This window comes from Zestomonas carbonaria, from assembly GCF_904061905.1.
Taxonomy (GTDB): Bacteria; Pseudomonadota; Gammaproteobacteria; order Pseudomonadales; family Pseudomonadaceae; genus Aquipseudomonas; species Aquipseudomonas carbonaria.
In genome coordinates, this window is record NZ_CAJFCI010000023.1 from 1 (window position 1) to 26,732 (window position 26,732).

The following is a 26,732-nucleotide window of genomic DNA, read 5'->3' on the forward strand; positions in this document are numbered from 1 at the left end:
GCATGGCCAGAACGCTGTCCAGCCTCCAGCCTCCAGCCTCCAGCCTCCAGCCTCCAGCCTCCAGCCTCCAGCCTCCAGCCTCCGCTATCTAGAACAAATCGATCGGCGCCACATCGTCGGCCGGCAGCGGGCCGCCGGGGATATGGCTGCCCGGGTCCAGTTCGCTCATCGGCGGCGGCGAGTCTTCGCTTTTGAACAGCTCGAAATAGGCGTTGGGCGTTCCCGGCGGCGCGGCGCGGCCGCTCAGCGGGTCGACGCGCAGGGTGAGCAGGCCTTCCGGTTCGGCCGGCAGGTGCGGCGGTTTGTCCTTGAGGACGGTGCCCATGTACTCCATCCAGATCGGCAGGGCCACGGTGCCGCCGAACTCGTGCCGGCCCAGGCTTTCCGGCTGGTCGAAGCCGACCCAGACCGTGGTGATGTAGTCGGCGTTGTAGCCGGTGAACCAACTGTCCTTGGACTCGTTGGTGGTGCCGGTCTTGCCGGCGAGGTCGCTGCGCCCCAGGGCCAGGGCGCGGCGGCCGGTGCCACGCTTGATCACGTCCTGCAGCATGCTGGTCATGATGTAGGAGGTGCGGGCATCGAGGATGCGTTCGGCTTCCACCGGTTGCGGTTGTTCGGGATTGGTGCTGACCAAGGTCTTGAGCGTCTCGGCCACTGGCTCCGATTCGGGCTCCTGCGCTGCCTGGCTGTTCGCGGCGCCCGCATCGGGAACGGTGGGCGGGTTGGCGACGTAGAGCGGCTGGCCGAAGCGGCTGTCGATGCGTTCGATCAGGTAGGGCTGGATCTTGTAGCCGCCGTTGGCGAAGGCGCTCCAGCCGCTGGCGATCTCCAGCGGGGTCAGGTTGGCGGTGCCCAGGGCCAGCGACAGGTTGCGCGGCAGGTCCTGGCGGTTGAGGCCGAACTTGGTGATGTAGTTGAGGGTGTAGTCGATGCCGATGGCTTGCAGCAGGCGGATCGATACCAGGTTGCGCGACTTGTACAGCGCTTCGCGCAGGCGGATCGGGCCGAGGAAGGTGTTGTTGTCGTTCTTCGGGCGCCAGGCTTCTTCCATGCCGGCCTCGTGGAACACGATGGGCGCGTCGTTGACCAGGGTGGCGGCGGTGTAGCCGCGATCCAGCGCCGCGGCATAGATGAAGGGCTTGAAGCTGGAGCCGGGCTGGCGCTTGGCCTGGGTGGCGCGGTTGTAGTTGCTCTGCTCAAAGGAGAAGCCGCCGACCAGGGAAAGGATCGCGCCATTGCGTGGATCGAGCGAGACCAGGGCGCTCTGCGCCGCGGGCACCTGGCTGAATGCCAGGCTGCCGTCGTCCTGGCGCCGGACGCGGACCAGGTCGCCGATCTGCACGACGTCGGCCGGCTGCTGGGGACGCGGGCCCAGGCTGTTGGTGTTGAGGAAGGGGCGTGCCCATTTCATGCTTTCCCAGGCCACCGCTTCTTCCTTGCCGCTGCGGGTCAGCACGAGGATGCCGCTCTTCTCCACCTGGGTGACGATGACCGGCTCCAGCCCGCCGATGCTCTTCTGCTTGGCCAGCTCCTTGCGCCAGGTCTCGTGGGTCATGCCCGGCAGGCGGGTTTCCGGTCCCCGGTAGCCGTGGCGCTGGTCGTAGTTGATCAGCCCCTGCTGCACGGAGCGATTGGCCGCTTCCTGCAACTGGCTGGGCACGGTGGTGGTGACGTGGAAGCCTTCCGTATAGGCATCGCTGCCGTAGCGGCCGACCATTTCCGCGCGCGCCATCTCGGCGACGTAGGGGGCGCTGATCTCGGGGCTGGGGACGTGGTAGCTGGCGTCGATCGGCTCGTTCAGCGCGGCCTGGTAGCGCGCCTCGTCGATCTTGCCCAGCCTGTACATGCGGCCGAGGATCCAGTCACGGCGCTCCTTGCTGCGTTCCGGGTTGACCAGCGGGTTGAAGCGCGAGGGCGCCTTGGGCAGGCCGGCGATCATCGCCATCTGCCCCAGGCTCAAGTCTCGGATGGATTTGCCGTAATAGACTTGAGCGGCGGCTTCGATGCCGTAGGCCCGGTTGCCCAGGTAGATCTTGTTGACGTAGAGCTCGAGGATTTCGTCCTTGCTCAGTTCGCGCTCGATCTGCAGTGCCAGGAGGATTTCGTTGATCTTGCGCGAGAAGCTGCGCTCGCTGGTGAGGAAGTAGTTCTTCGCCACCTGCATGGTGATGGTGCTGCCGCCGGTCTGAATCTGTCCGCTCTTCAATATTTGAGTGGCGGCGCGCATTAGGCTGCTAAGATCGACGCCATAATGATGGGCAAAATTGTCGTCTTCAGCCGACAGTAGCGCGTTGATGAAATCTGGGGGAATATCCGCGAAGCGGATGGGGGAACGCCGCATCTCGCCGAACTCTGCGATCAGCTTGGCATCGTTGCTGTAGACCCGGAGGGGGATCTGCAACTGGATGCTGCGGAGCGAATCGACCGAGGGGAGGTTGGGGGCGAGGTAGAGGTAGGCACCGCTGAAACTGAGTAACAGTCCACAAAAAACGGTGACGCAAAACCACCAGACAAACTTCAGCAGGCGCATCGAGACTCGCGGATTTCCAGATAAAAGAACGGGTTAAACGAAAGGTAAGGCTGAAAGAGAAAAACCGTTCACATTATAAGCGCTTTTTCCCCTGGGGAGCCATTTGCGCTTATGTCAAGACTGTTATTTAATGTGGAAAAACATAAATAGTCCGTAAGTCGCGGATGTCAATAGGAAAAAACGGTCGTGCTAGGGCTCTTCAATAAGAAAGCGAATACGCTTCTGGGGATAGACATCAGTTCGACCTCAGTCAAGCTTCTGGAACTGAGTCGCTCGGGTAGCCGCTACAAGGTAGAGGCATACGCCGTCGAGCCACTTCCCCCAAATGCAGTGGTCGAGAAGAACATCGCCGAACTGGAGGGTGTCGGCCAGGCTTTGTCTCGAGTCCTCACCAAGGCCAAGAGCGGCGTCCGCACGGCGGCCGTCGCGGTGGCCGGGTCGGCGGTGATCACCAAGACCATCGAAATGGAGGCGGGTCTCTCCGACGATGATCTGGAGACCCAACTGAAGATCGAGGCCGACCAGTACATTCCCTATCCGCTCGAAGAAGTGGCGATCGACTTCGAGGTCCAGGGTCCGTCGGCGCGCAACTCCGAGCGGGTCGACGTGCTGCTCGCCGCCTGCCGAAAGGAAAACGTCGAGGTGCGCGAAGCCGCCCTGGCCCTGGCGGGGATCACCGCCAAGGTCGTGGACGTCGAAGCCTATGCGCTGGAGCGTGCCTATGGCCTGCTGGCCGCGCAGCTCGGCAGCGGCCATGACGAGTTGACGGTGGCGGTGGTCGATATCGGTGCGACCATGACCACGCTCAGCGTCCTGCACAACGGACGCACCATCTATACTCGAGAGCAACTCTTCGGTGGCAAGCAGCTCACCGACGAGATCCAGCGTCGCTATGGCCTCTCGGTGGAAGAAGCCGGCCTGGCCAAGAAGCAGGGCGGCTTGCCGGACGATTACGAGAGCGAGGTACTGCAGCCGTTCAAGGAGGCCGTGGTCCAGCAGGTTTCCCGTTCGCTGCAGTTCTTCTTTGCGGCCGGTCAGTTCAATGACGTCGATTACATCCTCCTGGCGGGCGGCACCGCCTCCATTCCCGATCTGGATCGCCTGATCCAGCAGAAGATCGGCACCCAGACATTGGTGGCGAACCCGTTCGCCGATATGGCGCTGAGTAGCAAGGTCAACGCCGGCGCTCTGGCGAGTGATGCGCCGGCCTTGATGATTGCGTGTGGTCTGGCGATGAGGAGTTTCGACTGATGGCACGCATAAACCTTCTGCCATGGCGTGAGCAGCTACGGGAAGAACGCAAGCAGCGGTTCCTGGCGACTCTGGTGGGTGTGCTGGTCGTCGCCGCGGGCATGGTGTTCCTGGGCGACCAGTACCTGAACGGGGCGATCGAGCAGCAGAACGCGCGCAACGATTTCATCCGCAAGGAAATCGCGGTGCTCGATGCGCGGATCAAGGAGATCAGCGAGCTCAGGACCCGCCGGCAGCAACTGCTGGAAAGGATGAAGATCATCCAGGACCTGCAGGGGAACCGCCCCATTATCGGGCGGGTATTCGACCAGTTGGTCCGCACCTTGCCGGACGGGGTGTACTTCACCTCGCTCGGTATGAAAGGGAAGAACATCGCCATCCAGGGGGCGGCCGAGTCGAACAACCGGGTCTCCAGCCTGATGCGCAACCTGGATTCCTCGGAATGGCTGGATGCGCCGAACCTCACCGCCGTCAAGGCGGTCACTGCCGGGGCCCTGGACCAGGCCAACGTATTCCAGTTGACCGTCCAGCAGACCCAGCCGTCGGTTGAAGAGGAAGGAGTCAAGAAATGAGCTTTGCCGACTCGTTGGACAGTCTCCGGAAAATCGATATCAACGACCTGGATTTCAACAATCTGGGATCGTGGCCCGCTCCGGTCAAAGTCATCGTTTGTGCGCTCCTACTCATCGTAGTGCTGGCACTTGGTTATAACTTCCATCTCAAGGATCTTGAGGCGCAACTCGACCAGAAACGCGCCGAGGAAACGACACTCAAGGAGCAGTTCTCCAGCAAGGCATTCCAGGCCGCCAACCTGGAAGCCTACAAGGAGCAGATGAAAGAGATGGAAGTTTCGTTCGGCGCACTGCTCCGGCAGTTGCCGAGCGATACGGAAGTTCCGGGCTTGCTGGAAGATATTACTCGTACGGGTCTGGGTAGCGGTCTGGAGTTCGAGGAAATCAAACTGCTGCCTGAAGTGGCCCAGCAGTTCTATATCGAACTGCCGATTCAAATCTCGGTAGTTGGTGCCTATCACGACCTGGCCACTTTCGTCAGTGGTGTTTCGAGTCTGCCGCGGATCGTTACGCTGCACGATTTCGAGATCAAGCCGGTTTCGGCAGACAGCACCAGCAAACTTCGCATGAGCATTCTGGCGAAAACCTACCGCTATAACGATAAGGGGCTGCAGAAGTGAAAAGCTCCCATGTTGCTCTATATGGCGTGATTCTCCTTGGCCTGGCCGGCTGCGGGGGCGGCGGCGACTTCTCGGACCTCCAGGCCTATATGGATGAAGTCCGGGCGCGGCCAAAAGGTTCCATCGAGCCATTGCCCAAGTTCCAACCGTACGAGGCTTTCACTTATAACGCCTCGGCCTTGCGCAGCCCATTCCAGCCGCCGGTCAAGATAGACCTGACCAGCCGGCCCAAGGGCTCCAAGGAAATCAAGCCGGATGAAACCCGGATCAAGCAATTCCTGGAAGGTTTCAACATCGAGACTTTCGAGATGGTCGGAACTCTTTCCAATACGAACGGAAAATATGCCTTGGTCAATGGTGCAGGGGGAGTGCACCGGGTCAAGGTCGGGGATTACCTGGGGCGCAATAATGGCCGCATCGTGTCGATCGACGAAGCCAGGATAGAGGTCGTCGAAATCGTTCCCGATGGCGAGGGTGGCTGGTTGGAGCGGCCGAGAAGCCTCTCTCTGAAAGAGCGCTCTTGAGGAATAGGGTGGGGAAATGAAAAACAATTACCGGTCTGCACAACGGAATTCGAGAATGAACAACTCTCTTTCGCGCCTTTGCGTTTCCTTAATTGCAGCGTTCTTGTCGCCAGCCTTGTTGGCGGCCGACCTGCAGGCGCTGGATGTGGCTGCTCTTCCGGGGGGGAAGGTGGAGCTGAAGTTGGCGTTCGATGAGCCTGTGGCCACTCCCCGTGGCTATACGATCGATCAGCCGGCGCGCATCGCGCTCGACCTGCCAGGCGTGAAGAACAAGCTCGGTACCAAGAATCGTGAGTTGGGTGTGGGCAACGCGCGCAGCGTGACCGTGGTCGAGGCCAAGGATCGCACCCGGTTGATCATCAACCTGGCGACCCTGGTTCCCTACAGCACGCGCAGCGACGGCAGGAACCTCTACGTCGTGGTTGGCGACGCCGCGGGTGCAGCGCATGCCGCCGTCCCGACCACGGCCACGGTGTCCCCGGCGCCGGTCGCGCCCAAGCCGATCTATGCCGCCCAGCGTGGCATCGGCAATATCGACTTCCAGCGCGGCGAGCAGGGTGAAGGCAACGTGGTGATCGAGCTTTCCGATCCGTCGGTGAGCCCGGATATCAAGGAGCAGGGCGGCAAGATCCGTCTGGACTTCGCCAAGACGCGACTGCCGGAAAACCTGCGGGTTCGCCTGGACGTCAAGGATTTCGCAACGCCCGTACAGTTCGTCAGCGCCACCGGCGGCGCGGACAGCGCCAGCATCGTCATCGAGCCGACGGGCCTCTACGACTACCTGGCCTTCCAGACCGACAACAAGCTGACCGTCAGCATCAAGCCGCTGAGCCAGCAGGATGCCGAGCGTCGCAAGGCGGAGAGTTTCGCCTACAGCGGCGAGAAGCTTTCGCTGAACTTCCAGGACATCGATGTACGCTCGGTACTGCAGTTGATCGCCGACTTCACCGACCTGAACCTGGTCGCCAGCGACACCGTGCAGGGCAATATCACCCTGCGCCTGCAGAACGTACCGTGGGACCAGGCCCTGGATCTGGTGCTGAAGACCAAGGGGCTGGACAAACGCAAGGTCGGCAACGTGTTGCTGGTGGCTCCGGCCGACGAGATCGCCGCTCGCGAGCGCCAGGAACTCGAGTCGCAGAAGCAGATCGCCGAGCTGGCGCCGCTGCGCCGCGAACTGATCCAGGTGAACTATGCCAAGGCCGCCGACATCGCCAAGCTGTTCCAGTCGGTGACCAGTGGCGACGCCGGCAAGGATGAGCGCGGCTCCATCACCGTGGACGACCGCACCAACAGCATCATCGCCTACCAGACCCAGGACAAGCTCGACGAACTGCGCCGCATCGTGTCGCAACTGGATATCCCGGTGCGCCAGGTGATGATCGAGGCGCGTATCGTCGAAGCCAACGTCGATTACGACAAGTCCCTCGGCGTCGAATGGCGTGGGGTCAGCGTCGGCGACAACAACTGGGTCGTCGGCGGCACCAACAGCCTGATCAAAGACACCAACCCCCTGGAAATCCAGGGCGGGACCTTCGTCGATCTGGGCGCCAACGCCGCGACTTCCGGCCTGAACCTGGGCTTCATCACCGACAACACCATCCTTGACCTGGAACTGTCGGCGATGGAGAAGACCGGCAACGGCGAGATCGTATCGCAGCCGAAGGTGGTCACCTCGGACAAGGAAACCGCCAAGATCCTGAAGGGCGCGGAGATTCCCTACCAGGAAGCGAGTTCCAGCGGTGCGACCAGCACCTCCTTCAAGGAAGCTGCCTTGTCGCTGGAGGTGACCCCGCAGATCACCCCGGACAACCGCATCATCATGGAGGTCAAGGTCACCAAGGATGCGCCGGATTTCGCCAATGCCCTGAACGGCGTACCGCCGATCAACAAGAACGAAGTCAATGCCAAGGTGCTGATCAGCGATGGCGAGACCATCGTGATCGGTGGGGTGTTCTCCAATACCCAGACCAAATCCGTCGACAAGGTGCCGTTCCTCGGGGACCTGCCGTTCCTCGGTCGCTTGTTCAAGCGCGATACCATCACTGACAGGAAGTCCGAGCTGCTGGTTTTCCTCACTCCGCGTATCATGAACAGCCAGGCGATTGCAGTGAGCCGTTGATCTTCGTGCGAAATTTGATTCTGGTTGGCCCGATGGGGGCTGGAAAGAGCACCATCGGGCGTTTGTTGGCGAAAGAGCTGAAGTTGCCGTTCAAGGATTCCGACAAGGAAATCGAGCATCGGACCGGGGCGGATATCCCCTGGATCTTCGATGTGGAGGGCGAGCAGGGATTTCGTGACCGTGAGCATGCAGTGATTGCCGAGCTCTGCGGCCTGGACGGCGTGGTGCTTGCCACGGGCGGCGGAGCGGTGTTGCGGCAGGACAACCGCCAGGCACTGCGTGCCGGTGGCCGGGTCGTGTACCTGCATACCTCGGTCGAGCAGCAGATCGATCGTACCGCGCGGGATCGTAATCGGCCGCTGCTGCGAACGGCCGATCCCGGCAAGGTGCTTCGCGACCTGATGGCGATCCGCGATCCGCTCTACCGGGAGATCGCCGATCTGGTCATCGAGACCGATACGCGTCCTCCACGCATGGTGGTTCAGGAGATTCTCGAGCGTCTCCAGACGCTGCAGCCGCGTTAATGCCTGGTGGAATTGCGCTATCCTAAGGCCCTTTTCATTGTGGGGGCCGCATGCACACTCTCCATGTAAATCTGGGCGATCGTAGTTATCCCATCTATATCGGTGCCGGCCTGCTGGATCAGCCCGAGCTGTTCGCGCGGCACATCGGCGGCCGACAGGTCGCCATCGTGACCAACGAAACGGTCGCTCCGCTCTACCTCTCCAGATTGACCGAGGCGCTGCAAGGTTTCGAGCTGGCGACCGTGGTGTTGCCTGACGGCGAGGCCTTCAAGAACTGGGAAACGCTCCAGTTGATCTTCGACGGCCTGCTGGGTGCCCGACATGAGCGTGGCACCACGGTGGTGGCGCTTGGCGGAGGCGTGGTGGGCGACATGGCCGGTTTCGCGGCGGCCTGCTACCAGCGGGGCGTGGACTTCATCCAGGTGCCGACCACGCTGCTGTCCCAGGTCGACTCGTCCGTGGGCGGCAAGACCGGCATCAACCATCCCCTGGGCAAGAACATGGTGGGCGCGTTCTACCAGCCGAAGGCGGTGGTGATCGACACCGCCAGCCTGGCGACGCTGCCGCCGCGAGAGCTGTCGGCCGGCCTGGCGGAGGTCATCAAGTACGGCCTGATCTGCGACGAACCTTTCCTCGCCTGGCTGGAAGAGCACATGGATGCCCTGCGCGGGCTCGACCAGCAGGCCCTGAGCGAGGCGATAGAGCGTTCCTGTGCGGCCAAGGCCCGGGTCGTCGGTGTCGACGAGCGGGAGTCGGGGCTGCGGGCAATCCTCAACCTGGGGCATACCTTCGGTCACGCCATCGAGGCGCACCAGGGTTATGGCGTCTGGTTGCACGGCGAAGCGGTGGCGGCGGGAACCGTGATGGCATTGGAGATGTCTAGGCGGTTAGGCTGGATCAGTGCGGAGGAGCGCGACCGTGGGGTACGCCTGCTGCGACGCGCGGGACTGCCGGTAGTGCCGCCGCAAGACATGACGGCCGAGGATTTCCTCGGACACATGGCGGTCGACAAGAAAGTCCAGGGTGGGCGCCTGCGCCTGGTCCTGCTGCGGCGGATGGGTGACGCCGTGGTGACCGCCGACTTTCCGCGCGAGATTCTGGATGCCACCCTGGCGGCGGACTACCAGGGGTTGGCCGAGCAGCTTTAAGACCTATCGAGAGCACCATGACCAGTTTGCATGCCGACGAGGCGTTTCTCAGTCACTACGAGTTCAGTCACGACCCGTTCGCGCCCCGGGTGCCCGGGTTCAAGTTCTTCCCGGCCCAGCGCAAGCCGGTGCTCGGTCAACTGCATCACCTGGCGCGTTACAGCCAATTACTGCTGTTGGTCACCGGGCCGAAGGGCAGCGGCAAGACCCTGTTGCGCCAGGCGCTGGTGGCCAGCACCAACAAGCAGACGGTGCAGAGCGTGGTGGTCTCGGCGCGCGGCGGAATGGATGCCGGCGGGCTGCTGCGCCAAGTGGCGCAGGGGCTGAATTCGCCTCAGGCGGAGCTGCGTGGCATCCAGGCGCAGATCGCGCAGTTGGCGCTGACCGACCAGGAGGTCTACCTGCTGGTCGACGATGCCGAGGAACTCGACGATTCGGCGCTCGATGCCTTGCTGGCCCTCGCGGGTGGGCAGGCCGATGCGCGGCCGCACGTCTTCCTGTTCGGTCATTCGTCGCTGCTGCCGCGTCTCGAACTGCTGGCCGAGGGCGGTGAGCGCTTCCATGCCATCGAGTTGCAGCCCTATACCGAAGACGAGACCGTGGAATACCTGGAGCAGCGCCTGGAGGGGGCTGGGCAGGGGCTGGATGTGTTCAGTGACGAGCAGCTTGCCGATATTCACCTCCAGTCCAAGGGGTGGCCGGGGCTGATCAACCAGGTGGCGCGTGAAACGCTGATCGACGCGATGCTCGCCCAGCGCGGTTCGGAGCGCTCGGGCGGTCTGGCGCTCAAGTTGCCGCAGAAACACCTGCTGGCCCTGGGGATAGTGGTGATCGCGGTACTGGCCGCCTGGTTGATGAAGGGCAGTTCGACGCCCGAGTCGGAGGCTTCGGCGGTTGCCCAGGCTCCTGCCACTAGCCAGCAGGGCGGGGCAACCCAGCCCGCGGCGCCAGGACAGGATGGTCCGGCCATCGAGTTCGCCGGTTCCAGCCAGCCATTGCCGCTGCCTCTGGTGGGCCAGGCCCAGCCGGTGATTCGCCAGCCGCTGGCGCAGGCCGCCGGTCAGGCGGATGGCGAGGAGGCGGGAGTTGGCGAGCCTGTGGCGCCGGTCGTACTGCCGGACCCCGTGCCGACCGCTCCAGCAGTGGCGCCGTCAGCTCCAGTAGCAGCTCCGGCCGCTCCTGCGCCGAGCGTGCCGCCATCCGCCCCGGTAGCGCCGACGCCTGCGCCGAGCGTCGCCAAGCCCGCGGCACCTGTCGCGGCGCCTGCGCCCAAGCCTGCCGCCCCGGCCAAGCCAGCAGCGCCGGCGTCGAGCGGCGACTGGTACGGCAGCCAGGCGGCTTCGCACTATGCACTGCAGATCCTCGGCACCCGCTCGGAGAGCAGCGCCCAGGCATTCGTGCGCCAGCAGGGCAACGGTTACCGCTACTTCAAGAAGATCCACCAGGGGCAGCCGCTGTATGTGGTGACCTACGGTAGCTTTGCCTCCCGCGAAGCGGCCCAGGCGGCGATCCGCACCCTCCCGGCCAAGGTCCAGGCCGGCAAGCCCTGGCCGAAGACCTTCGCCAGCATCCGTCAGGAAGCCCAGGCGCGCTGAGACCCTGCCGCAGTCGTCGGCAGCAGGTTGGGAAACAGCCTGCTGCCGATGCGCGGAGTACTGCTTCCCCATCCGCCTGACTCGCTCCCGGGCGCACCTTCGGCTGTCGCTCCGCTCCTCTGCGTCATGCCTTCCGTCTCTCGAGGTCGTGAGATCGGGCGCCACCTATGTGGCGCTGGAATGGGCGCGGATCGGCTAGCACGGTCGAATGACTTGCTCCTTTCATTTTGGCGACATAAGGTGTCGCTTGTGCGTCATAAAGGGGTTTGTGACCCCCTTATCTGATGTGTACAATGACCCCCCTTTTGCCTGCGCAAAGCTGGCGCTTCGTCCTGCGCGCTTGGTAAGTATTTGAATTAGAAAGTAATTGCCTTGTAAAAAGGCATCCTGGTGAGAGTCCCTATGAGAGCAGGTCTGTACCATCCTGAGGAGTTCAAGGATAACTGCGGCTTCGGTCTGATCGCCCACATGCAGGGCGAGGCGAGCCATCACCTGTTGCAGACCGCGATTGAAGCCCTGACTTGTATGACCCACCGCGGCGGTATCAACGCCGACGGGAAGACAGGTGACGGCTGCGGTCTGCTGATCCAGAAGCCCGATGTCTTCCTGCGCGCCATGGCCCGGGAACACTTCTCCGTCGAACTGCCCAAGCAGTACGCGGTGGGCATGGTGTTCTTCAACCAGGACCCGGCCAGGGCAGAGGCCGCCCGCGAGAACATGAACCGCGAAATCTTCGCTGCCGGCCTGCAACTGGTGGGTTGGCGCAAGGTGCCGGTGGACACCAGCGTGCTCGGCCGCCTGGCCCTAGAGCGCCTGCCGATCATCGAGCAGGTGTTCATCGGCGGCGAAGGTCTCTCCGACCAGGAGTTCGCCATCAAGCTGTTCAGCGCCCGGCGTCGCTCCTCGGTGGCCAATGCCGCCGACACCGACCACTACATCTGCAGCTTTTCGCACAAGACCATCATCTATAAAGGCCTGATGATGCCGGCCGACCTCGCCCAGTTCTATCCGGACCTGGGTGACGAGCGCCTGCAGACCGCGATCTGCGTGTTCCACCAGCGCTTCTCCACCAACACCCTGCCGAAGTGGCCGCTGGCGCAGCCGTTCCGCTTCCTCGCCCACAACGGCGAGATCAACACCATCACCGGCAACCGCAACTGGGCCCAGGCGCGCCGCCTGAAGTTCGCCAACGAGCTGATCCCGGATCTGGAAGAGCTGGGCCCGCTGGTCAACCGTGTCGGCTCCGACTCCTCGAGCATGGACAACATGCTGGAGCTGATGGTCACTGGCGGCATCGACCTGTTCCGCGGCGTGCGCATGATCATTCCGCCGGCCTGGCAGAACGTCGAGACCATGGACGCCGACCTGCGCGCCTTCTACGAATACAACTCCATGCACATGGAGCCGTGGGACGGCCCGGCCGGCGTGGTGCTGACCGACGGCCGCCACGCCGTCTGCCTGCTCGACCGCAACGGCCTGCGCCCGGCGCGCTGGGTCACCACCACGAACGGCTACATCACCCTGGCGTCGGAAATCGGCGTATGGGACTACCAGCCCGAGGACGTGATCGCCAAGGGCCGGGTCGGCCCGGGGCAGATCCTCGCCGTGGACACCGAGACCGGCCAGGTGCTGGACACCGATGCCATCGACAGCCGCCTGAAGTCGCGCCATCCCTACAAGCAGTGGCTGCGCAAGAACGCCCAGCGCATCCAGGCGACCCTGGAAGACCGCGACCACGGTTCGGCTTTCTACGACCCGGACCAGCTCAAGCAGTACATGAAGATGTTCCAGGTCACCTTCGAGGAGCGTGACCAGGTGCTGCGTCCGCTCGGCGAACAGGGCCAGGAGGCGGTCGGCTCGATGGGTGACGACACGCCCATGGCCGTGCTGTCGCAGCGCGTGCGCTCGCCCTACGACTATTTCCGCCAGCAGTTCGCCCAGGTCACCAACCCGCCGATCGACCCGCTGCGCGAAGCCATCGTGATGTCCCTGGAGATCTGCCTGGGCGCCGAGCGCAACATCTTCCAGGAGTCGCCCGAGCATGCCACCCGGGTGATCCTCAGCAGCCCGGTGATCTCGCCGGCCAAGTGGCGCGCGCTGATGAACCTGGACCGCCCGGGCTTCGAGCGCCAGATCATCGACATGAACTACGACGAGTCGATGGGCCTGGAAGCCGCCGTGCGCAACATGGCCGACCAGGCCGAGGAAGCGGTGCGTGCCGGCAAGGTGCTGCTGGTGCTCTCCGACCGGCATATCGCCCCCGGCAAGCTGCCGGCCCATGCCTCGCTGGTCACCGGCGCCGTGCACCACCGCCTGACCGAGAAGGGCCTGCGCTGCGACTGCAACATCCTGGTCGAGACCGCCACCGCCCGCGATCCGCACCACTACGCGGTGCTGCTCGGCTTCGGTGCCTCGGCGGTCTACCCGTTCCTGGCCTACGAAGTGCTGGGCGACCTGATTCGCACCGGCGAAGTGCTGGGTGACCTGTACGAGGTGTTCAAGCACTACCGCAAGGGCATCTCCAAGGGCCTGCTGAAGATCCTCTCGAAGATGGGCATCTCCACCGTCGCCTCCTACCGTGGCGCCCAGTTGTTCGAGGCCGTCGGCCTGTCCGATGAAGTCACCGAACTGTGCTTCCGTGGCGTCGCCAGCCGCATCAAGGGTGCGCGCTTCGTCGATATCGAGACCGAGCAGAAGCTGCTCGCCGGCGAGGCCTGGAACAACCGCCGGCCGATCCAGCAGGGCGGCCTGCTCAAGTTCGTCTATGGCGGCGAGTACCACGCCTACAACCCGGACGTGGTCAACACCCTGCAAGCCGCCGTGCAACAGGGCAGCTACGAGAAGTTCAAGGAATACACCGCGCTGGTGGACAAGCGCCCGGTGGCGATGCTGCGCGACCTGCTCAAGGTCAAGCCGGCCGAGCGGCCGCTGAGCCTCGACGAGGTCGAGCCGCTGGAAGCGATCTTCAAGCGCTTCGACGCCGCCGGTATTTCCCTCGGCGCGCTGTCGCCGGAAGCCCACGAAGCGCTGGCCGAGGCGATGAACCGCCTGGGCGCGCGCTCCAACTCCGGTGAGGGCGGCGAGGACCCGGCGCGCTACGGCACGCTGAAGAGCTCGAAGATCAAGCAGGTCGCCACCGGCCGCTTCGGCGTTACCCCGGAATACCTGGTCAACGCCGAAGTGCTGCAGATCAAGGTGGCCCAGGGCGCCAAGCCCGGCGAGGGCGGCCAGTTGCCTGGCGGCAAGGTCAACGGCCTGATCGCCCGCCTGCGCTACGCGGTACCCGGCGTGACCCTGATCTCGCCGCCGCCGCACCACGACATCTACTCGATCGAAGACCTGGCGCAGTTGATCTACGACCTCAAGCAGGTCAACCCGACCGCGCTGGTGTCGGTCAAGCTGGTGGCCGAGGCTGGCGTCGGCACCATCGCCGCCGGCGTGGCCAAGGCCTATGCCGACCTGATCACCATCTCCGGCTACGACGGCGGCACCGGCGCCTCGCCGATCACCTCGATCAAGTACGCCGGCTCGCCCTGGGAACTGGGCCTCGCCGAGACCCACCAGACCCTGCGCGGCAACGACCTGCGCGGCAAGGTCCGGGTGCAGACCGACGGCGGCCTGAAGACCGGCCTCGACGTGATCAAGGCCGCCATCCTCGGCGCCGAGAGCTTCGGCTTCGGCACCGCGCCGATGGTCGCCCTGGGCTGCAAGTACCTGCGCATCTGCCACCTGAACAACTGCGCCACCGGCGTGGCCACCCAGAACGACAAGCTGCGCAAGGACCACTTCATCGGCACCGTGGACATGGTGGTGAACTTCTTCACCTACATCGCCACCGAGACCCGCGAGTGGCTGGCCAGGCTCGGCGTGCGCAGCCTCGGCGAACTGATCGGCCGTACCGACCTGCTCGAACTGCTGCCCGGCGAAACCGCCAAGCAGGGCAACCTGGACCTGTCGCCGCTGCTTGGCAGCGCGCACATCCCGGCGGACAAGCCGCAGTTCTGCGAAGTCGACCGCAACCCGCCGTTCGACCCGGGCCTGCTCGCCGAGAAGATGGTCGAGCTGGCCAGGGATGCCATCGCCGGCAAGGCTGGTGGTGAGTTCGAACTGGAGATCTGCAACTGCGACCGTTCCATCGGCGCGCGGATTTCCGGCGAGATCGCCCGTACCCACGGCAACCAGGGCATGGTCGATGCGCCGATCACCTTCCGCTTCAAGGGCACCGCGGGGCAGAGCTTCGGCGTGTGGAACGCCGGTGGCCTCAACCTGTACCTGGAAGGCGACGCCAACGACTACGTCGGCAAGGGCATGACCGGCGGCAAGATCGTCATCACCCCGCCTGCCGGCAGCCCGTTCAAGACCCAGGAATCGGCCATCATCGGCAACACCTGCCTGTACGGCGCCACCGGTGGCAAGCTGTTCGCCGCCGGTACCGCCGGCGAGCGCTTCGGCGTGCGCAACTCCGGCGCCCATGCCGTGGTGGAAGGCACCGGCGACCACTGCTGCGAGTACATGACCGGCGGTTTCGTCTGCGTGCTCGGCAAGACCGGCTACAACTTCGGCTCGGGTATGACCGGCGGCTTCGCCTACGTGCTCGACCTGGACAACAGCTTCGTCGACCGTATCAACCACGAGCTGGTGGAGATCCAGCGGATCAATAACGAAGCGATGGAGGCGTATCGCAGCCATCTGCAGAGCGTGCTGGACGAGTACGTGCGGGAAACCGGGAGCGAGTGGGGGCGTACCCTCTCCGAGAACCTGGACGACTACCTGCGCAAGTTCTGGCTGGTCAAGCCGAAGGCCGCCAACCTGGCCTCGCTGCTTTCCAGCACTCGTGCCAACCCGCAATGAAACAGCGGCAAGCGGCAAGCCCCAAGCTGCAAGTCAGAAGCAGCACGGGCTTGCCGGCCCTACGTGATTGTCTTGCGGCTTGCAGCTTGAAGCTTGCCGCCGCTGTTAAGAGGTTTTGAAATGACTGAACGTCTGAACAACGACTTCCAGTTCATCGAGGTCGGGCGCAAGGATCCGAAGAAGAAGCTGCTGCGCCAGCGCAAGAAAGAGTTCGTGGAAATCTACGAGCCGTTCAAACCGCAGCAGGCCGGCGAGCAAGCGCATCGCTGCCTTGGCTGCGGCAACCCGTACTGCGAATGGAAGTGCCCGGTGCACAACTTCATTCCGAACTGGCTGAAGCTGGTCTCGGAAGGGAACATCCTGGCCGCCGCCGAGCTGTCGCACCAGACCAACACCCTGCCGGAAGTCTGCGGCCGCGTGTGCCCGCAGGACCGCCTCTGCGAGGGTGCCTGCACCCTCAACGACGGCTTCGGCGCGGTGACCATCGGTTCGGTGGAGAAGTACATCACCGACACCGCCTTCGCCATGGGCTGGCGCCCGGACATGTCCAAGGTCAAGCCGACCGGCAAGCGTGTCGCGGTGATCGGTGCCGGCCCTGCCGGCCTCGGTTGCGCCGACGTGCTGGTGCGCAACGGCGTGACTCCGGTGGTGTTCGACAAGAACCCGGAGATCGGTGGCCTGCTGACCTTCGGCATCCCCGAGTTCAAGCTGGAGAAGAGCGTCCTCTCGCGCCGCCGCGAAGTGTTCACCGGCATGGGCATCGAGTTCCGCCTGAACACCGAAGTGGGCAAGGACGTGACCGTCGAACAACTGCTCGCCGAGTACGACGCGGTGTTCATGGGCATGGGCACCTACACCTACATGAAGGGTGGCTTCCCCGGCGAAGACCTGCCTGGCGTGCACGACGCGCTGGACTTCCTGATCGCCAACGTCAACCGCAACCTCGGTTTCGAGAAGTCGCCGGACGACTTCATCGACATGAAGGGCAAGAAGGTCGTGGTGCTCGGTGGTGGCGACACCGCCATGGACTGCAACCGCACCTCGATCCGCCAGGGCGCCAAGAGCGTGACCTGCGCCTACCGCCGCGACGCCGAGAACATGCCCGGTTCGCGCCGCGAGGTGAAGAACGCCAAGGAAGAGGGCGTGAAGTTCCTCTTCAACCGCCAGCCCATCGCCATCGTCGGCGAGGACAAGGTGGAAGGCGTCAAGGTGGTCGAGACCCGTCTCGGCGAGCCGGACGCCCGTGGCCGTCGCAGTCCCGAGCCGATCCCCGGTTCCGAGGAGATCCTGCCGGCCGATGCGGTGGTCATCGCCTTCGGCTTCCGTCCCAGCCCGGCTCCGTGGTTCGAGCAGTTCGAGATCCAGACCGACAGCCAGGGCCGCGTGGTCGCCCCGGCCGAGGCCACCTTCAAGCACCAGACCAGCAACCCGAAGATCTTCGCCGGTGGCGACATGGTGCGCGGTTCCGACCTAGTGGTGACGGCGATCTACGAAGGACGCAACGCCGCCGAGGGCATCCTCGACTACCTGGGCGTCTAAGCGCCGCAGGATGGGTGCAACCCATCATGACGCGTACGTCTTCAGGCTGCGGCAGATCGTCGCTCTGGACAAAAGGCACGGCACTCGCCGTGCCTTTTGCTTTGCGCTTTGCGAAAATGCCCGCACTTTTTTGCCGCTTACTCTGCTGAAGAAGCCTGCCATGACCGTCCTGAAGAACGACCGTTTCCTCCGTGCCCTGCTCAAGCAGCCCGTCGACGTCACACCCGTCTGGATGATGCGCCAGGCCGGTCGTTACCTGCCGGAGTACCGGGCCACCCGCGCCAAGGCCGGCGACTTCATGAGCCTGTGCATGAACCCCGAGATGGCCTGCGAGGTCACCCTGCAGCCGCTGGACCGCTACCCGCAACTGGACGCGGCGATCCTGTTCTCCGACATCCTCACCATCCCCGACGCCATGGGCCAGGGCCTGTACTTCGAGACCGGCGAGGGGCCGCGCTTCAAGAAGGTGGTCAGCAGCCAGGCCGATATCGATGCCCTGCCGATCCCCGACCCGGAAGCCGACCTCGGCTACGTGATGGACGCAGTGCGCACCATCCGCCGCGAACTGAACGGCCGCGTGCCGCTGATCGGCTTCTCCGGCAGCCCCTGGACCCTGGCCACCTATATGGTCGAAGGCGGCTCGTCGCGCGACTTCCGCAAGTCCAAGGCGATGCTCTACGACAACCCGCAGGCCATGCACGCGCTGCTCGACAAGCTGGCCCAATCCGTCACCGCCTACCTGAACGGCCAGATCAAGGCCGGCGCCCAGGCGGTGCAGATCTTCGACTCATGGGGCGGCGCGCTGTCGGCGGCGGCCTACCAGGAATTCTCCCTGGCCTACATGCGCAAGATCGTCGACGGGCTGATCCGCGAGCACGACGGCCGTCGCGTGCCGGTGATCCTGTTCACCAAGGGTGGCGGCCTGTGGCTCGAATCCATGGCCGATAGCGGCGCCGAGGCCCTGGGCCTGGACTGGACCTGCGACATCGGCAGCGCCCGTGCCCGCGTCGGCGGCAAGGTCGCCCTGCAGGGCAACATGGACCCGAGCGTGCTGTACGCCAGGCCGGAAGCCATCCGCGCCGAAGTGGCGCGCATCCTCGCCGCCTATGGCGAAGGCACCGGCCACGTGTTCAACCTCGGCCACGGCATCACCCCGGAAGTCGACCCGGCCCACGCCGGCGCGTTCTTCGAGGCGGTGCACGAGTTGTCCGCGCAGTACCACCGCTGATACGACAAGGGCGCCAGTCGGCGCCCTTCGCGTGACGCTTCGTAGGATGGGTGCAACCCATCGAAACGTCGTGATGGGGTCTGCGTGATCAATGCGCCGGCTGCGCCCCGAACCGGCTCGGCAGCGCCGGCACCCGCGCCAGGTGCAGCGCGGTCAGCAGGGCCAGCACCAGCAGGCCGCCGATGAACGCGCCGACCCCGTGCCAGCCGTAGTGGTGCCAGAACACCCCGCCGAGGGTGCCGGCCACGCTGGAGCCGAGGTAGTAGCTGAACAGGTAAAGCGCCGAGGCCTGGCCCTTGTTCCTTTGCGCGCGGCGGCCGATCCAGCTACTGGCCACCGAGTGGGCGCCGAAGAATCCGAAGGTGAACAGCAACAGGCCGGCCAGCACCAGTGCCAGCGGGGTGAACAGGGTCAGCGCCAGCCCGGCGATCATCAGCAGGATCACCGCCTTGAGCACCTTGCGCCGGCCCAGGCGATCGGCCAGCGAGCCGATCCAGGCCGAGCTGTAGATGCCCGACAGGTAGACCACCGACAGCAGGCCGACCAGCGTCTGGCTGAGGTGGTAATCGTCGAGCAGGCGATAGCCGATGTAGTTGAACAGGGTGACGAAGGCGCCCATCAGCAGGAAGCCTTCGAGGAACAGCCAGGGCAGGCCGCGATCGCCCAGGTGGGCGCGGAAGCCGGCGACCAGCGCGCGCAGGTTCAGTGGCGCGGGCCGGAAGTTGCGCGACTCCGGCAGGATGCGCCAGAACAGCAGCGCGGCGGCCAGCGACAGGCCGCCGAGCACGGCCAGCGCGGTCTGCCAGGACACGAAATCGATCAGCACGCCGGTGATCAGCCGCCCGCTCATCCCGCCAATGGCGTTGCCGCCGATGTACAGGCCCATCGACAGGCCCAGGTGCAGCGGGTGGATCTCCTCGCTCAGGTAAGTCATCGCCACCGCCGCCAGGCCGCTCAGCGCCAGGCCGAGCAGCGCGCGCATCAACAGCATGCCGTGCCAGCTCGGCATCACCGCGCTGCCGAGGGTGAACAGCGCGGCGCACACCAGCGAGGCGACCATCACCTTCTTGCGGCCGATGGCGTCGGAAATCGGCCCGAGGATCAACAGGCCGATCGCCAGCATGATGGTCGAGATCGACAGCACCAGGCTGCTCTGCGCGGCGGTCAGGTCGTAGGCGCGCGACAGCACCGGCATCATCGGCTGCACGCAGTAGAGCAGGGCGAAGGTGGCGAAGCCGCCGGAGAACAGCGCCAGAGAAGTGTGCAGGAAGGCCGGTGTGTCTTTCTCGATGTAGCTTTCGAGGGTTTCTGCCGCGATCACGACGTCCCGGTTGGCGTCATGGGCGGCCTGCAGCAAGGAAGGTTCGCCGGATGGGGCGGAGCGACTCACAACTCACCTCGTAAATCGGGCCGGGAGGGCGAACGAAGTCAGTCCGCAAATGCTCGCCGGCAGTAGCTGGGAAAGGTGTTGTTGGGGTTATGTGACAAGGATATGGAGCGCGCTTTGGTATTTCCAATATATTGTTTGACACGTTTGATATGTTTTAGAGATCAATCGAGGCAAGCATGGAACTCCGTCACCTGCGCTACTTCGTCGCGGTCGCCGAGGAGCTGCACTTCGGCCGCGCCGCCGAGCGGCTGGGCATTTCCCAACCGCCGCTGAGCCAGCAGATCCAGGCGCTGGAGGAAGAACTCGGCGCCCGTCTGCTGGAGCGCACCAACCGAAGGGTGGCACTGACCGAAGTGGGGCGGCTGTTCCTCGACGAGGCGCGCCAGGTGCTGGCGCAATCCGACAAGGCGGTGCAACTGGCGCGCCGGGCGCAGCGCGGCGAGCTGGGCGAGTTGAAGATCGGTTTCACCTCCTCGGCCCCTTTCACCTCGACCATCCCGCGCAGCATCTTCGCCTTCCGCCAGGCCTACCCGGCGGTGCATCTCGATCTGCTGGAGATGAGCAGCCGGCAGGTGGCCGAGGCGCTGCTGGAGGAACGCGTGCAGGTGGGCGTGATCCGCCCGCTGGCGCTGCCCGACGGGCTGGAGAAGATCGAACTGTTCCGCGAACCGCTGGTGGTGGTGCTGCGGGCCGACCACCCGCTGGCCACGGGCAGCGAGGCGGGAATCCTCGTCGCCGCGTTGGCCGAAGAACCGTTCGTGTTCTTTCCGCGCAGTTTCGGGACCGGCCTGTACGATCAGTTGCTCGACCTGGCCCGCCAGGCCGGTTTCACCCCGCGCATCGCCCAGGAAGCCGGCGAGGCGATGACCATCATCGGACTGGTGGCGGCCGGGCTGGGCGTATCGGTGCTGCCGGCCTCGTTCCGCCGCATGCGGGTCGACGGCGTGGTCTACCGCGAACTGCTGGACCCCGAGGCCACCACCGCGGTCTGGCTGGTGCGCCGCCGCCGGGAGCATTCGCCCCAGGCGCAGGCGTTCATCGAACTGGTGACGCGGGAGGCGATTTCGTAGCGCCCCGGAGGGGAGTGTCCGGCCCCTCTCGTGGCGGGAGAGGGGGCGGGTCGCAGGGCTTACTTGACGTTGGCGATCTTGCCCTTGAGGGCGACGCCGGCAATGACGGCGCCAGCGTGGCACTCGTACTTCTGCGGGTCCTTGAACTCGTTGCGCTTGTAGTAGCTGACGATGTCCACCACGGCATTGGCGCCGGCCCGTTTGGCGGCGTCCTGCAGGGTGATCAGCGCCGATTGCAGCACCCAGGAGCAGGCTTCCTCGTCGCTCTTGTTGAAGGCGTTGGTCTTCTTGTTGGTGACCGCTTCGTTCAGCGTGCTGACCTTGCCGGGAACCTTCTCGCCAGCCAGGTAGAACTTCACGCTGCCGTCCAGGCGGCCGGCCTGGGTGGCTTCGGCGACGACGCTGTCGAAGTCCAGGAACAGGGTCGTGTCGCGCGCCTGGCTGACGGCGGGAATGGCGGCGAGGACGAGCGCGGCGAGGGTCCAGTTTTTCAGTTGCATTGGTCTTCTCCTTGACGGGTGGGGTTACTGCGCGTTGGTGGCGGTGGTGAGGTTCTGGCGGATGGTGTTGCTCAGGTTGGCGACCCAGCGATTGTAGTTGCGGTGGATCTTGCCATCTTTGTAGTCCAGGCCGCTGCTGTTCACGTACTGGATCTGGTAGTCGAGCGGGCTGTAGTTGATGGCGATCTGCGCGCGGTGGCGGTTGCGCACGGTGATCGCGGCGCGGATGTCGGTCGGCGTGACCTGCTGCACGGTCCAGCCCCGGCTGGTCAGGGCGTCGACGATGGCCTTCTGCATGGTGGCCTGGTCGGCGTGCACGTTGGCCGGCACCTGTTCGCTCGGGTTGAGGACCGGTTTGCTGGTGCAGCCGACCAGCAGTGTGGCGCAGAACAGAAGGGCGAAGAGCTGTTTCATTCGAGCGTTTCCTTTCTCTCGGTGGGATCAGCGCCAGCGGCGGAAGATCAGCGAGGTGTTTACCCCGCCGAAGGCGAAATTGTTGTTCATCACGTACTCGTGGCTCATCTGCCGCACCTCGCCACTCAGGTAGTCGAGCTCGCCGCAGCGCGGATCGACGGCATCGAGGTTGAGGGTGTGGATGTAGCGGTCGCTGTTCAGCATCTCGATGCTGAACCAGGATTCCAGCGCGCCGCAGGCGCCGAGCGTGTGGCCGAGGAAGCTCTTCTGCGAGCTGATCGGCATGCGGCTGCCGAACAGCTCGGCGGTGGCCAGGGTCTCGGCGATGTCGCCCTGCTCGGTGGCGGTGCCGTGGCCGTTGACGTAGCCGATGGCGTCCGGGCTCAGGCCGGCGTCGTCCAGGGCCAGTTGCATGGCGCCGCGCATGGTCAGTTGTTCGGGCTTGGTGATGTGCGCGCCGTCGGCGTTGCTGCCGAAGCCGACGATCTCGGCATGGATGGTCGCCCCGCGCGCCAGAGCGTGCTCCAGCTCCTCGAGCACCAGCATGCCGGCGCCTTCGCCGATCACCAGGCCGTCGCGGCCGCTGTCGTAGGGGCGTGGCGTGGTCTGCGGAGCCTCGTTCTTCAGGCTGGTGGCGTACAGCGCGTCGAACACCATCGCCTCGGTCGGGCACAGTTCCTCGGCGCCGCCGGCGAGCATCAACGGCAGGCGGCCGAACTTGATCGCTTCATAGGCGTAGCCGATGCCCTGGCTGCCACTGGTGCAGGCGCTGGAGGTAGGGATCAGGCGGCCGGTGAGGCCGAAGAAGATGCTGATATTGGCCGCCGTGGTGTGCGGCATCATGCGGACGTAGGAGTTGGCGTTGAGGCCATCGGCGACGGAGTTGAGCAGCATGTTGCCGAACGCCTTGATCTCGTCGGTGCTGCCGGTGGACGAGCCACAGGCCACGCCCATGCGGCCGTCCCGGATGCTGTCCTCGCCGAGCAGGCCGGCATTCTCCAGCGCGCGCTCCGAGGCCGCCACCGCCAGGCGCGACACGCGGCCCATGCTGCGGAGCTGCTTGCGCGTCCAGTGCCGGGGAGCGGCGAAGTCGTCGATCGGCCCGGCCAGGCGGGTGTTCAGTTCGCTGAAGCGGTCCCATTCGTCCATGCGGCGGATGCCGCTGCGGTTGCTGCGGAACGCCGCCTCGATGCTCGCCCAGTCGTTGCCGAGCGAGGTGATGCCGGCCATGCCGGTGACGACCACGCGCTTCATCAGCAGAGTCCTCCATTGACTGCGATGACCTGTCGGGTGATGTAGGCGGCTTCCTCGGACATCAGGAAATTCACCACGCCGGCCACTTCTTCCGGTGTGCCCAGGCGCTGTGCCGGGATCATCTTGAGGATTTCCTCGACTGGCACCTGCTCGTCGAGAATCTCGGTATCGATCAGCCCTGGCGCCACACAGTTGACCGTGATCCTGCGCTTGCCCAGCTCGATGGCCAGCGACTTGGCGGCGCCGATCACCCCGGCCTTGGAGGCGCTGTAGTTGGCCTGGCCACGGTTGCCGATCAGCCCCGACACCGAGGTGATGCAGACGATGCGTCCCGGCTTGCGGCGGCGGATCATCGGCATGGTCAGCGGTTGCAGCACGTTGTAGAAGCCGTCGAGGTTGGTGCGCAGGACCAGGTCCCAGTCTTCGTCGGTGAGCGCCGGGAAGGCGCCGTCGCGGGTCAGGCCGGCGTTGCACACCACACCGTAGTAGGCGCCGTGCGCTTCGACGTCGGCTTCCAGGATGGCGCGGCAGGCAGCGCGGTCGGCGACGTCGAACTGCAGGATGCGGGCGTTCTGGCCGAGCGCTTCGATTTCGGCCTGGACCTTTTCCGCCTCGTCGCGGCGGCTGCGGCAGTGAAGGACGATATCGAAGCCGGCGCGCGCCAGGCGCAGGGCGATGGCGCGGCCGATGCCGCGGCTGGAGCCGGTGATCAGGATCGGGTCGGTCATGCGGGGGAGTCCTGGGCGGGTTCTTGCAGGTAGCCGTCCGGGTTCGGCGGACGGAATACGTTCAGGCGCGCCTCGGCGTGGATGCCGGGGCCGTCGAGGTGGCATTCGAAGACGCCCATGCCGTTGTCGTCCTGCAGCGAGCGCAGGCCGCGGATGCGCAGTTCGCTACCGGCGGGGAAGCGCTCGACGTTGCAGTCGAACTTGCGGGTGCCGAGCAGGAAGCCAAGCTCCACCGGCTGCCCGGCCTGGCGTGCGTGGTAGCCGGCGTAGGCGGCGACGCTCTGCGCCATCAGTTCCAGGGCGACCCAGGCCGGCAGGCTGCCGTCGACGTCGTTGAACGGGCCGCCGGGGCGCACGACGAGGCGGGTTTCCACGTTGTCTTCGTCGCAGGCGAGCAGTTCGTCGACGAGGATCATGTCGCCGGCATGGGGCAGCAGTTCGGCGATGGGCCAGGTCATGGGAGGTCTCCGAGGATCAGCGACAGGTTGCTGCCGCCGAAGGCGAAGGAATTGCTCATCAGCCGGCGGCCGCGTGGCTTGTCCAGGCGGCGGCCCGGTTCGACCAGGTCCAGGCGCGGCAGCGTGGGGTCGGCGACGCCGTCCCACAACTGCGGCGGCAGCCGGCGCCCGGTATTGTAAGAGCTCAGTGTCAGCCAGCAGAAGGCCGCCTCCAGCGCGCCGGCGGCGCCCAGGGTGTGGCCGCTGAGCGGTTTGGTCGACGAGCAGGGCACGCCGTCGGGGAACAGCGCGGCGACCGCCAGGCTTTCCATGGCGTCGTTGTGCGCGGTGGCGGTGCCGTGCAGGTTGAGGTAGTCGATGTCGCCCGCCGCCACGCCAGCGCTGGCCAGTGCCTGGCGCATCGCCGCCTGGGCGCCGAGGCCCCCGGGTTGCGGCGCGGATATGTGGTGGGCATCGGAGCTGGCGCCGCCGCCGAGCAGGGCGATGGCGTGTTCGTCGCCGGGCTCCCGGGTCATCAGGAACAGGGCCGCCGCCTCGCCGATATTGATGCCACGGCGATTGGCGGAGAACGGGTTGCAGCGCTCGGCGGCCACCGCCTCCAGCGCGGAGAAGCCGTTCAGCGTCAGGCCGCACAGGCTGTCGACACCGCCGACCAGCACGGCGTCGCAGAAACCCTGTTGCAGCAGCCGGTGGGCGCTGAGCAGGGCGCGGGCGCTGGAGGTACAGGCGGTGGACAGGCAATAGCTCGGCCCGGCCAGTCGCAGCCAGTCGCCGAGGAAGGCCGCGGGCGCCACCATTTCCTGCTGGGCGTAGCGGTAGGCGGCCGGCAGTTCGCCGTCGACCTGCCAGGCGGCGATGTGCTGGCCGGCCTCGTGGATGCCCGAGGTGCTGGTGCCGAGCACCACGCCGACACGAGAGGCGCCATGCCGCTCGATGGCGGCGCGGATCGGCGCTTCGATCTGCCGCGAGGCGGCCAGCAGCAACTGGTTGTTGCGGCTGTGTGCCGTTTCCAGGCCGGCCGGCATGGCCGGCAGCGCGGAATGGACGGCGCCGACCGTCAATGCCTGTCCGGCGACCCAGCCGGGCTGCGCTCGCATGCCCTGGGCATCGCCGGCGAACAGGGCGTCGGCGACCGCCTGCTTGCCCTCGCCGAGGGCGCAGATCACACCGAGCGCGTTGAGGTAACTGGGCATCAGGAGTCGGAGTCCGGGATGAGTGCGGTGACCCGGTAGCGCGGGCCCTCGACGCGGTTCAAGGTGAAGTTCAGCGGCGCACGGTAGCCGATCCGCCAGTCCGGGTTAAGCCGGCGCTGACCGTCGGCCGCCGTCCACTCGCCCGGCGGGTAGGTGTGCGCCAGTTGCTGGGCCGGGACAAGGGCGAACAGCAGGGCGGCGAACAGTTGGCGTGCCTCGGCGTTCGGCGGCAGCAGGCCGTCGTTGTGCCATTCGCCATCGATCAGTTGCTGGCGCGCCAGCGGCACGCCCAGCGGATCGAACAGCGACCAGCGCAGCGTATCGGCCTCCTCCTGGACCACCAGCAGCCAGTCCTGGCTGGTCGCGCCGTCGTCGCGTTGGACATGCAGAGACAGCGGCAGGTCCAGCTCCGGCACGCTGCTCGGTAGCGGCGTCGTGGTGGCGCAGGCGGTCAGCAGCAGGCTGAGGCCGAGCAGTAGCGCGCGAATCATGATGCGGCGGTCTCCAGCGGCTTGCGCGCGGCGACGTTGACCAGGGTCTCGTCGCGCTGGCCGAACGGCTTCGGCCGCACCAGGCCCCAGCGTTCGAGCAGGCCGAAGTCCTTGGCGCGGCTCCACCAGAGGTAGGGGTAGGAGACGTTGCGCTCGGCGAACTGGAAGCCCTGGCCACGCAGCATGGCGAGGTATTCCTCGGCGCTCTTCTGTACTTCCATCGGGTGGCGGAACAGCCAGCGGATCACCCAGGTGTCGATGTAGAACTTGGTCGATTCGGCGAACAGAAGCAGGCCGCCGGGCTTGAGCACGCGCCAGAACTCGGCCAGCGCCTTTTCCTGTTCGACCAGGTGGTGGAAGGTCTGGTGGCAGAACAGGATGTCGACGCAGGCGTCCGGCAGGCGGATCTCCGCGCAGTCGCTGGCGATCAGCTCGACGTCGAGACCCAGGTGCCCGGCCTCGGCACGCGAGCGGTCGAGGCTGTGCGGGTCGGCGTCCAGGCCGATCAGCCGCGCCGGGGCGAAGGCTTCATGGAGCAGGCGGAACGAGCGCCCCTGGCCGCAACCGGCGTCGAGCAGCACCGGCGCGGCCGGTGGCGGTGAATCGATCAGCCCGCACAGGTCGTTGATCGCCACGCGCAGCACGTGATGCTGCCAGATGTGGCTTTGCAGGAACCAGAAACCGAATCCGGTTTCTTCGACGTAGGTGGCGGCGGCACGGGTCATGGGAC

The 26,732-nt window shown here is 65.3% G+C and carries 22 protein-coding genes; 12 read left to right on the forward strand and 10 right to left on the reverse strand.

Annotated features, from left to right (window positions below; genetic code table 11):
- Positions 1–88: 88 nt before the first annotated feature.
- The gene (locus tag PSEWESI4_RS03735; protein ID WP_187669837.1) at positions 89–2,530 is read right to left on the reverse strand and encodes a penicillin-binding protein 1A; all 2,442 of its coding nucleotides are present in this window, start codon (positions 2,528–2,530) and stop codon (positions 89–91) included.
- Positions 2,531–2,716: 186 nt separating this feature from the next.
- On the opposite strand from PSEWESI4_RS03735, the gene PSEWESI4_RS03740 reads away from it, so the two are divergent.
- From PSEWESI4_RS03740 to hemE, 11 genes are all read left to right on the forward strand, one after another.
- Positions 2,717–3,781 (forward strand): pilus assembly protein PilM, encoded by a 1,065-nt coding sequence (locus tag PSEWESI4_RS03740; RefSeq protein ID WP_187669838.1) that lies wholly within the window; start codon positions 2,717–2,719, stop codon positions 3,779–3,781.
- Positions 3,781–4,353: a type 4a pilus biogenesis protein PilN gene (gene pilN, locus PSEWESI4_RS03745; RefSeq protein WP_187669839.1), complete on the forward strand. Its 573-nt coding sequence runs from the start codon at positions 3,781–3,783 to the stop codon at positions 4,351–4,353. The genes PSEWESI4_RS03740 and pilN overlap by 1 nt, the downstream gene beginning before the upstream one ends.
- Complete coding sequence (gene pilO / locus PSEWESI4_RS03750; protein WP_187669840.1) at positions 4,350–4,973, forward strand: type 4a pilus biogenesis protein PilO; 624 nt, start codon at positions 4,350–4,352, stop codon at positions 4,971–4,973. The genes pilN and pilO overlap by 4 nt, the downstream gene beginning before the upstream one ends.
- Positions 4,974–4,999: 26 nt before the next feature.
- On the forward strand, positions 5,000–5,497 hold the full coding sequence (pilP, locus tag PSEWESI4_RS03755; protein WP_408004272.1) for a type 4a pilus biogenesis lipoprotein PilP: 498 nt from the start codon (positions 5,000–5,002) through the stop codon (positions 5,495–5,497).
- A gap of 55 nt (positions 5,498–5,552) precedes the next feature.
- Complete coding sequence (gene pilQ, locus PSEWESI4_RS03760; protein ID WP_187669842.1) at positions 5,553–7,619, forward strand: type IV pilus secretin PilQ; 2,067 nt, start codon at positions 5,553–5,555, stop codon at positions 7,617–7,619.
- Between the two features lie 5 nt (positions 7,620–7,624).
- Entirely contained in the window at positions 7,625–8,143 is a 519-nt protein-coding gene (gene aroK, locus PSEWESI4_RS03765; RefSeq protein WP_187669972.1) for a shikimate kinase AroK, read from the forward strand.
- 50 nt (positions 8,144–8,193) lie between these two features.
- A complete protein-coding gene (aroB, locus tag PSEWESI4_RS03770) occupies positions 8,194–9,291 on the forward strand; it encodes a 3-dehydroquinate synthase (RefSeq protein WP_187669843.1) in 1,098 nt (365 codons plus the stop codon).
- Between the two features lie 17 nt (positions 9,292–9,308).
- A complete protein-coding gene (locus PSEWESI4_RS03775; RefSeq protein WP_187669844.1) occupies positions 9,309–10,886 on the forward strand; it encodes an AAA family ATPase in 1,578 nt (525 codons plus the stop codon).
- A gap of 402 nt (positions 10,887–11,288) precedes the next feature.
- Positions 11,289–15,737, forward strand: a complete 4,449-nt coding sequence (gene gltB, locus PSEWESI4_RS03780) for a glutamate synthase large subunit (protein WP_187669845.1) — start codon at positions 11,289–11,291, stop codon at positions 15,735–15,737.
- A gap of 120 nt (positions 15,738–15,857) precedes the next feature.
- Positions 15,858–17,276 carry an FAD-dependent oxidoreductase gene (locus PSEWESI4_RS03785; RefSeq protein ID WP_187669846.1) on the forward strand — a complete coding sequence of 473 codons (1,419 nt, stop codon included), beginning with the start codon at positions 15,858–15,860 and terminating at the stop codon, positions 17,274–17,276.
- 160 nt (positions 17,277–17,436) lie between these two features.
- Positions 17,437–18,504, forward strand: coding sequence for a uroporphyrinogen decarboxylase (gene hemE / locus PSEWESI4_RS03790; protein WP_187669847.1), 1,068 nt, complete (start codon positions 17,437–17,439; stop codon positions 18,502–18,504).
- A gap of 88 nt (positions 18,505–18,592) precedes the next feature.
- Here the strand turns inward: hemE and PSEWESI4_RS03795 are convergent, their stop codons facing one another.
- Positions 18,593–19,894, reverse strand: a complete 1,302-nt coding sequence (locus PSEWESI4_RS03795) for an MFS transporter (RefSeq protein WP_187669848.1) — start codon at positions 19,892–19,894, stop codon at positions 18,593–18,595.
- A 176-nt stretch (positions 19,895–20,070) separates the two neighbouring features.
- On the opposite strand from PSEWESI4_RS03795, the gene PSEWESI4_RS03800 reads away from it, so the two are divergent.
- Positions 20,071–20,964, forward strand: coding sequence for a LysR family transcriptional regulator (locus PSEWESI4_RS03800; protein ID WP_187669849.1), 894 nt, complete (start codon positions 20,071–20,073; stop codon positions 20,962–20,964).
- A gap of 59 nt (positions 20,965–21,023) precedes the next feature.
- Here PSEWESI4_RS03800 and PSEWESI4_RS03805 read toward each other — a convergent pair whose 3' ends face one another.
- From PSEWESI4_RS03805 to PSEWESI4_RS03840, 8 genes are read right to left on the reverse strand one after another with little or no spacing between them, the layout of a single operon-like run.
- Entirely contained in the window at positions 21,024–21,464 is a 441-nt protein-coding gene (locus tag PSEWESI4_RS03805) for an excinuclease (protein WP_187669850.1), read from the reverse strand.
- 24 nt (positions 21,465–21,488) lie between these two features.
- Positions 21,489–21,878, reverse strand: a complete 390-nt coding sequence (locus PSEWESI4_RS03810) for a putative periplasmic lipoprotein (RefSeq protein ID WP_187669851.1) — start codon at positions 21,876–21,878, stop codon at positions 21,489–21,491.
- Between the two features lie 27 nt (positions 21,879–21,905).
- Positions 21,906–23,132, reverse strand: a complete 1,227-nt coding sequence (locus tag PSEWESI4_RS03815) for a beta-ketoacyl-ACP synthase (RefSeq protein WP_187669852.1) — start codon at positions 23,130–23,132, stop codon at positions 21,906–21,908.
- Positions 23,132–23,860: a 3-oxoacyl-ACP reductase FabG gene (fabG, locus tag PSEWESI4_RS03820; protein ID WP_187669853.1), complete on the reverse strand. Its 729-nt coding sequence runs from the start codon at positions 23,858–23,860 to the stop codon at positions 23,132–23,134. The genes PSEWESI4_RS03815 and fabG overlap by 1 nt, the downstream gene beginning before the upstream one ends.
- Positions 23,857–24,318 (reverse strand): ApeP family dehydratase, encoded by a 462-nt coding sequence (locus PSEWESI4_RS03825; RefSeq protein ID WP_187669854.1) that lies wholly within the window; start codon positions 24,316–24,318, stop codon positions 23,857–23,859. Before PSEWESI4_RS03825 ends, fabG begins: the two co-directional genes overlap by 4 nt.
- Entirely contained in the window at positions 24,315–25,511 is a 1,197-nt protein-coding gene (locus PSEWESI4_RS03830; RefSeq protein ID WP_187669855.1) for a beta-ketoacyl-[acyl-carrier-protein] synthase family protein, read from the reverse strand. The genes PSEWESI4_RS03825 and PSEWESI4_RS03830 overlap by 4 nt, the downstream gene beginning before the upstream one ends.
- Positions 25,511–26,002: a DUF3261 domain-containing protein gene (locus tag PSEWESI4_RS03835; protein WP_187669856.1), complete on the reverse strand. Its 492-nt coding sequence runs from the start codon at positions 26,000–26,002 to the stop codon at positions 25,511–25,513. Before PSEWESI4_RS03835 ends, PSEWESI4_RS03830 begins: the two co-directional genes overlap by 1 nt.
- The gene (locus PSEWESI4_RS03840; protein ID WP_187669857.1) at positions 25,999–26,727 is read right to left on the reverse strand and encodes a class I SAM-dependent methyltransferase; all 729 of its coding nucleotides are present in this window, start codon (positions 26,725–26,727) and stop codon (positions 25,999–26,001) included. The genes PSEWESI4_RS03835 and PSEWESI4_RS03840 overlap by 4 nt, the downstream gene beginning before the upstream one ends.
- Positions 26,728–26,732: the final 5 nt, after the last annotated feature.

Bases quoted from the DNA above. Each gene is read 5' to 3' on its own strand.
- PSEWESI4_RS03840 (WP_187669857.1), bottom strand. From the start codon at position 26,727: ATGACCCGTGCCGCCGCCACCTACGTCGAAGAAACCGGATTCGGTTTC.
- hemE (WP_187669847.1), top strand. From the start codon at position 17,437: ATGACCGTCCTGAAGAACGACCGTTTCCTCCGTGCCCTGCTCAAGCAG.
- PSEWESI4_RS03805 (WP_187669850.1), bottom strand. From the start codon at position 21,464: ATGCAACTGAAAAACTGGACCCTCGCCGCGCTCGTCCTCGCCGCCATT.
- aroB (WP_187669843.1), top strand. From the start codon at position 8,194: ATGCACACTCTCCATGTAAATCTGGGCGATCGTAGTTATCCCATCTAT.
- gltB (WP_187669845.1), top strand. From the start codon at position 11,289: ATGAGAGCAGGTCTGTACCATCCTGAGGAGTTCAAGGATAACTGCGGC.
- pilN (WP_187669839.1), top strand. From the start codon at position 3,781: ATGGCACGCATAAACCTTCTGCCATGGCGTGAGCAGCTACGGGAAGAA.
- PSEWESI4_RS03800 (WP_187669849.1), top strand. From the start codon at position 20,071: ATGGAACTCCGTCACCTGCGCTACTTCGTCGCGGTCGCCGAGGAGCTG.
- PSEWESI4_RS03735 (WP_187669837.1), bottom strand. From the start codon at position 2,530: ATGCGCCTGCTGAAGTTTGTCTGGTGGTTTTGCGTCACCGTTTTTTGT.
- PSEWESI4_RS03815 (WP_187669852.1), bottom strand. From the start codon at position 23,132: ATGAAGCGCGTGGTCGTCACCGGCATGGCCGGCATCACCTCGCTCGGC.
- PSEWESI4_RS03825 (WP_187669854.1), bottom strand. From the start codon at position 24,318: ATGACCTGGCCCATCGCCGAACTGCTGCCCCATGCCGGCGACATGATC.
- PSEWESI4_RS03810 (WP_187669851.1), bottom strand. From the start codon at position 21,878: ATGAAACAGCTCTTCGCCCTTCTGTTCTGCGCCACACTGCTGGTCGGC.
- pilQ (WP_187669842.1), top strand. From the start codon at position 5,553: ATGAACAACTCTCTTTCGCGCCTTTGCGTTTCCTTAATTGCAGCGTTC.
- fabG (WP_187669853.1), bottom strand. From the start codon at position 23,860: ATGACCGACCCGATCCTGATCACCGGCTCCAGCCGCGGCATCGGCCGC.
- PSEWESI4_RS03835 (WP_187669856.1), bottom strand. From the start codon at position 26,002: ATGATTCGCGCGCTACTGCTCGGCCTCAGCCTGCTGCTGACCGCCTGC.
- pilO (WP_187669840.1), top strand. From the start codon at position 4,350: ATGAGCTTTGCCGACTCGTTGGACAGTCTCCGGAAAATCGATATCAAC.
- PSEWESI4_RS03830 (WP_187669855.1), bottom strand. From the start codon at position 25,511: ATGCCCAGTTACCTCAACGCGCTCGGTGTGATCTGCGCCCTCGGCGAG.
- PSEWESI4_RS03785 (WP_187669846.1), top strand. From the start codon at position 15,858: ATGACTGAACGTCTGAACAACGACTTCCAGTTCATCGAGGTCGGGCGC.
- PSEWESI4_RS03775 (WP_187669844.1), top strand. From the start codon at position 9,309: ATGACCAGTTTGCATGCCGACGAGGCGTTTCTCAGTCACTACGAGTTC.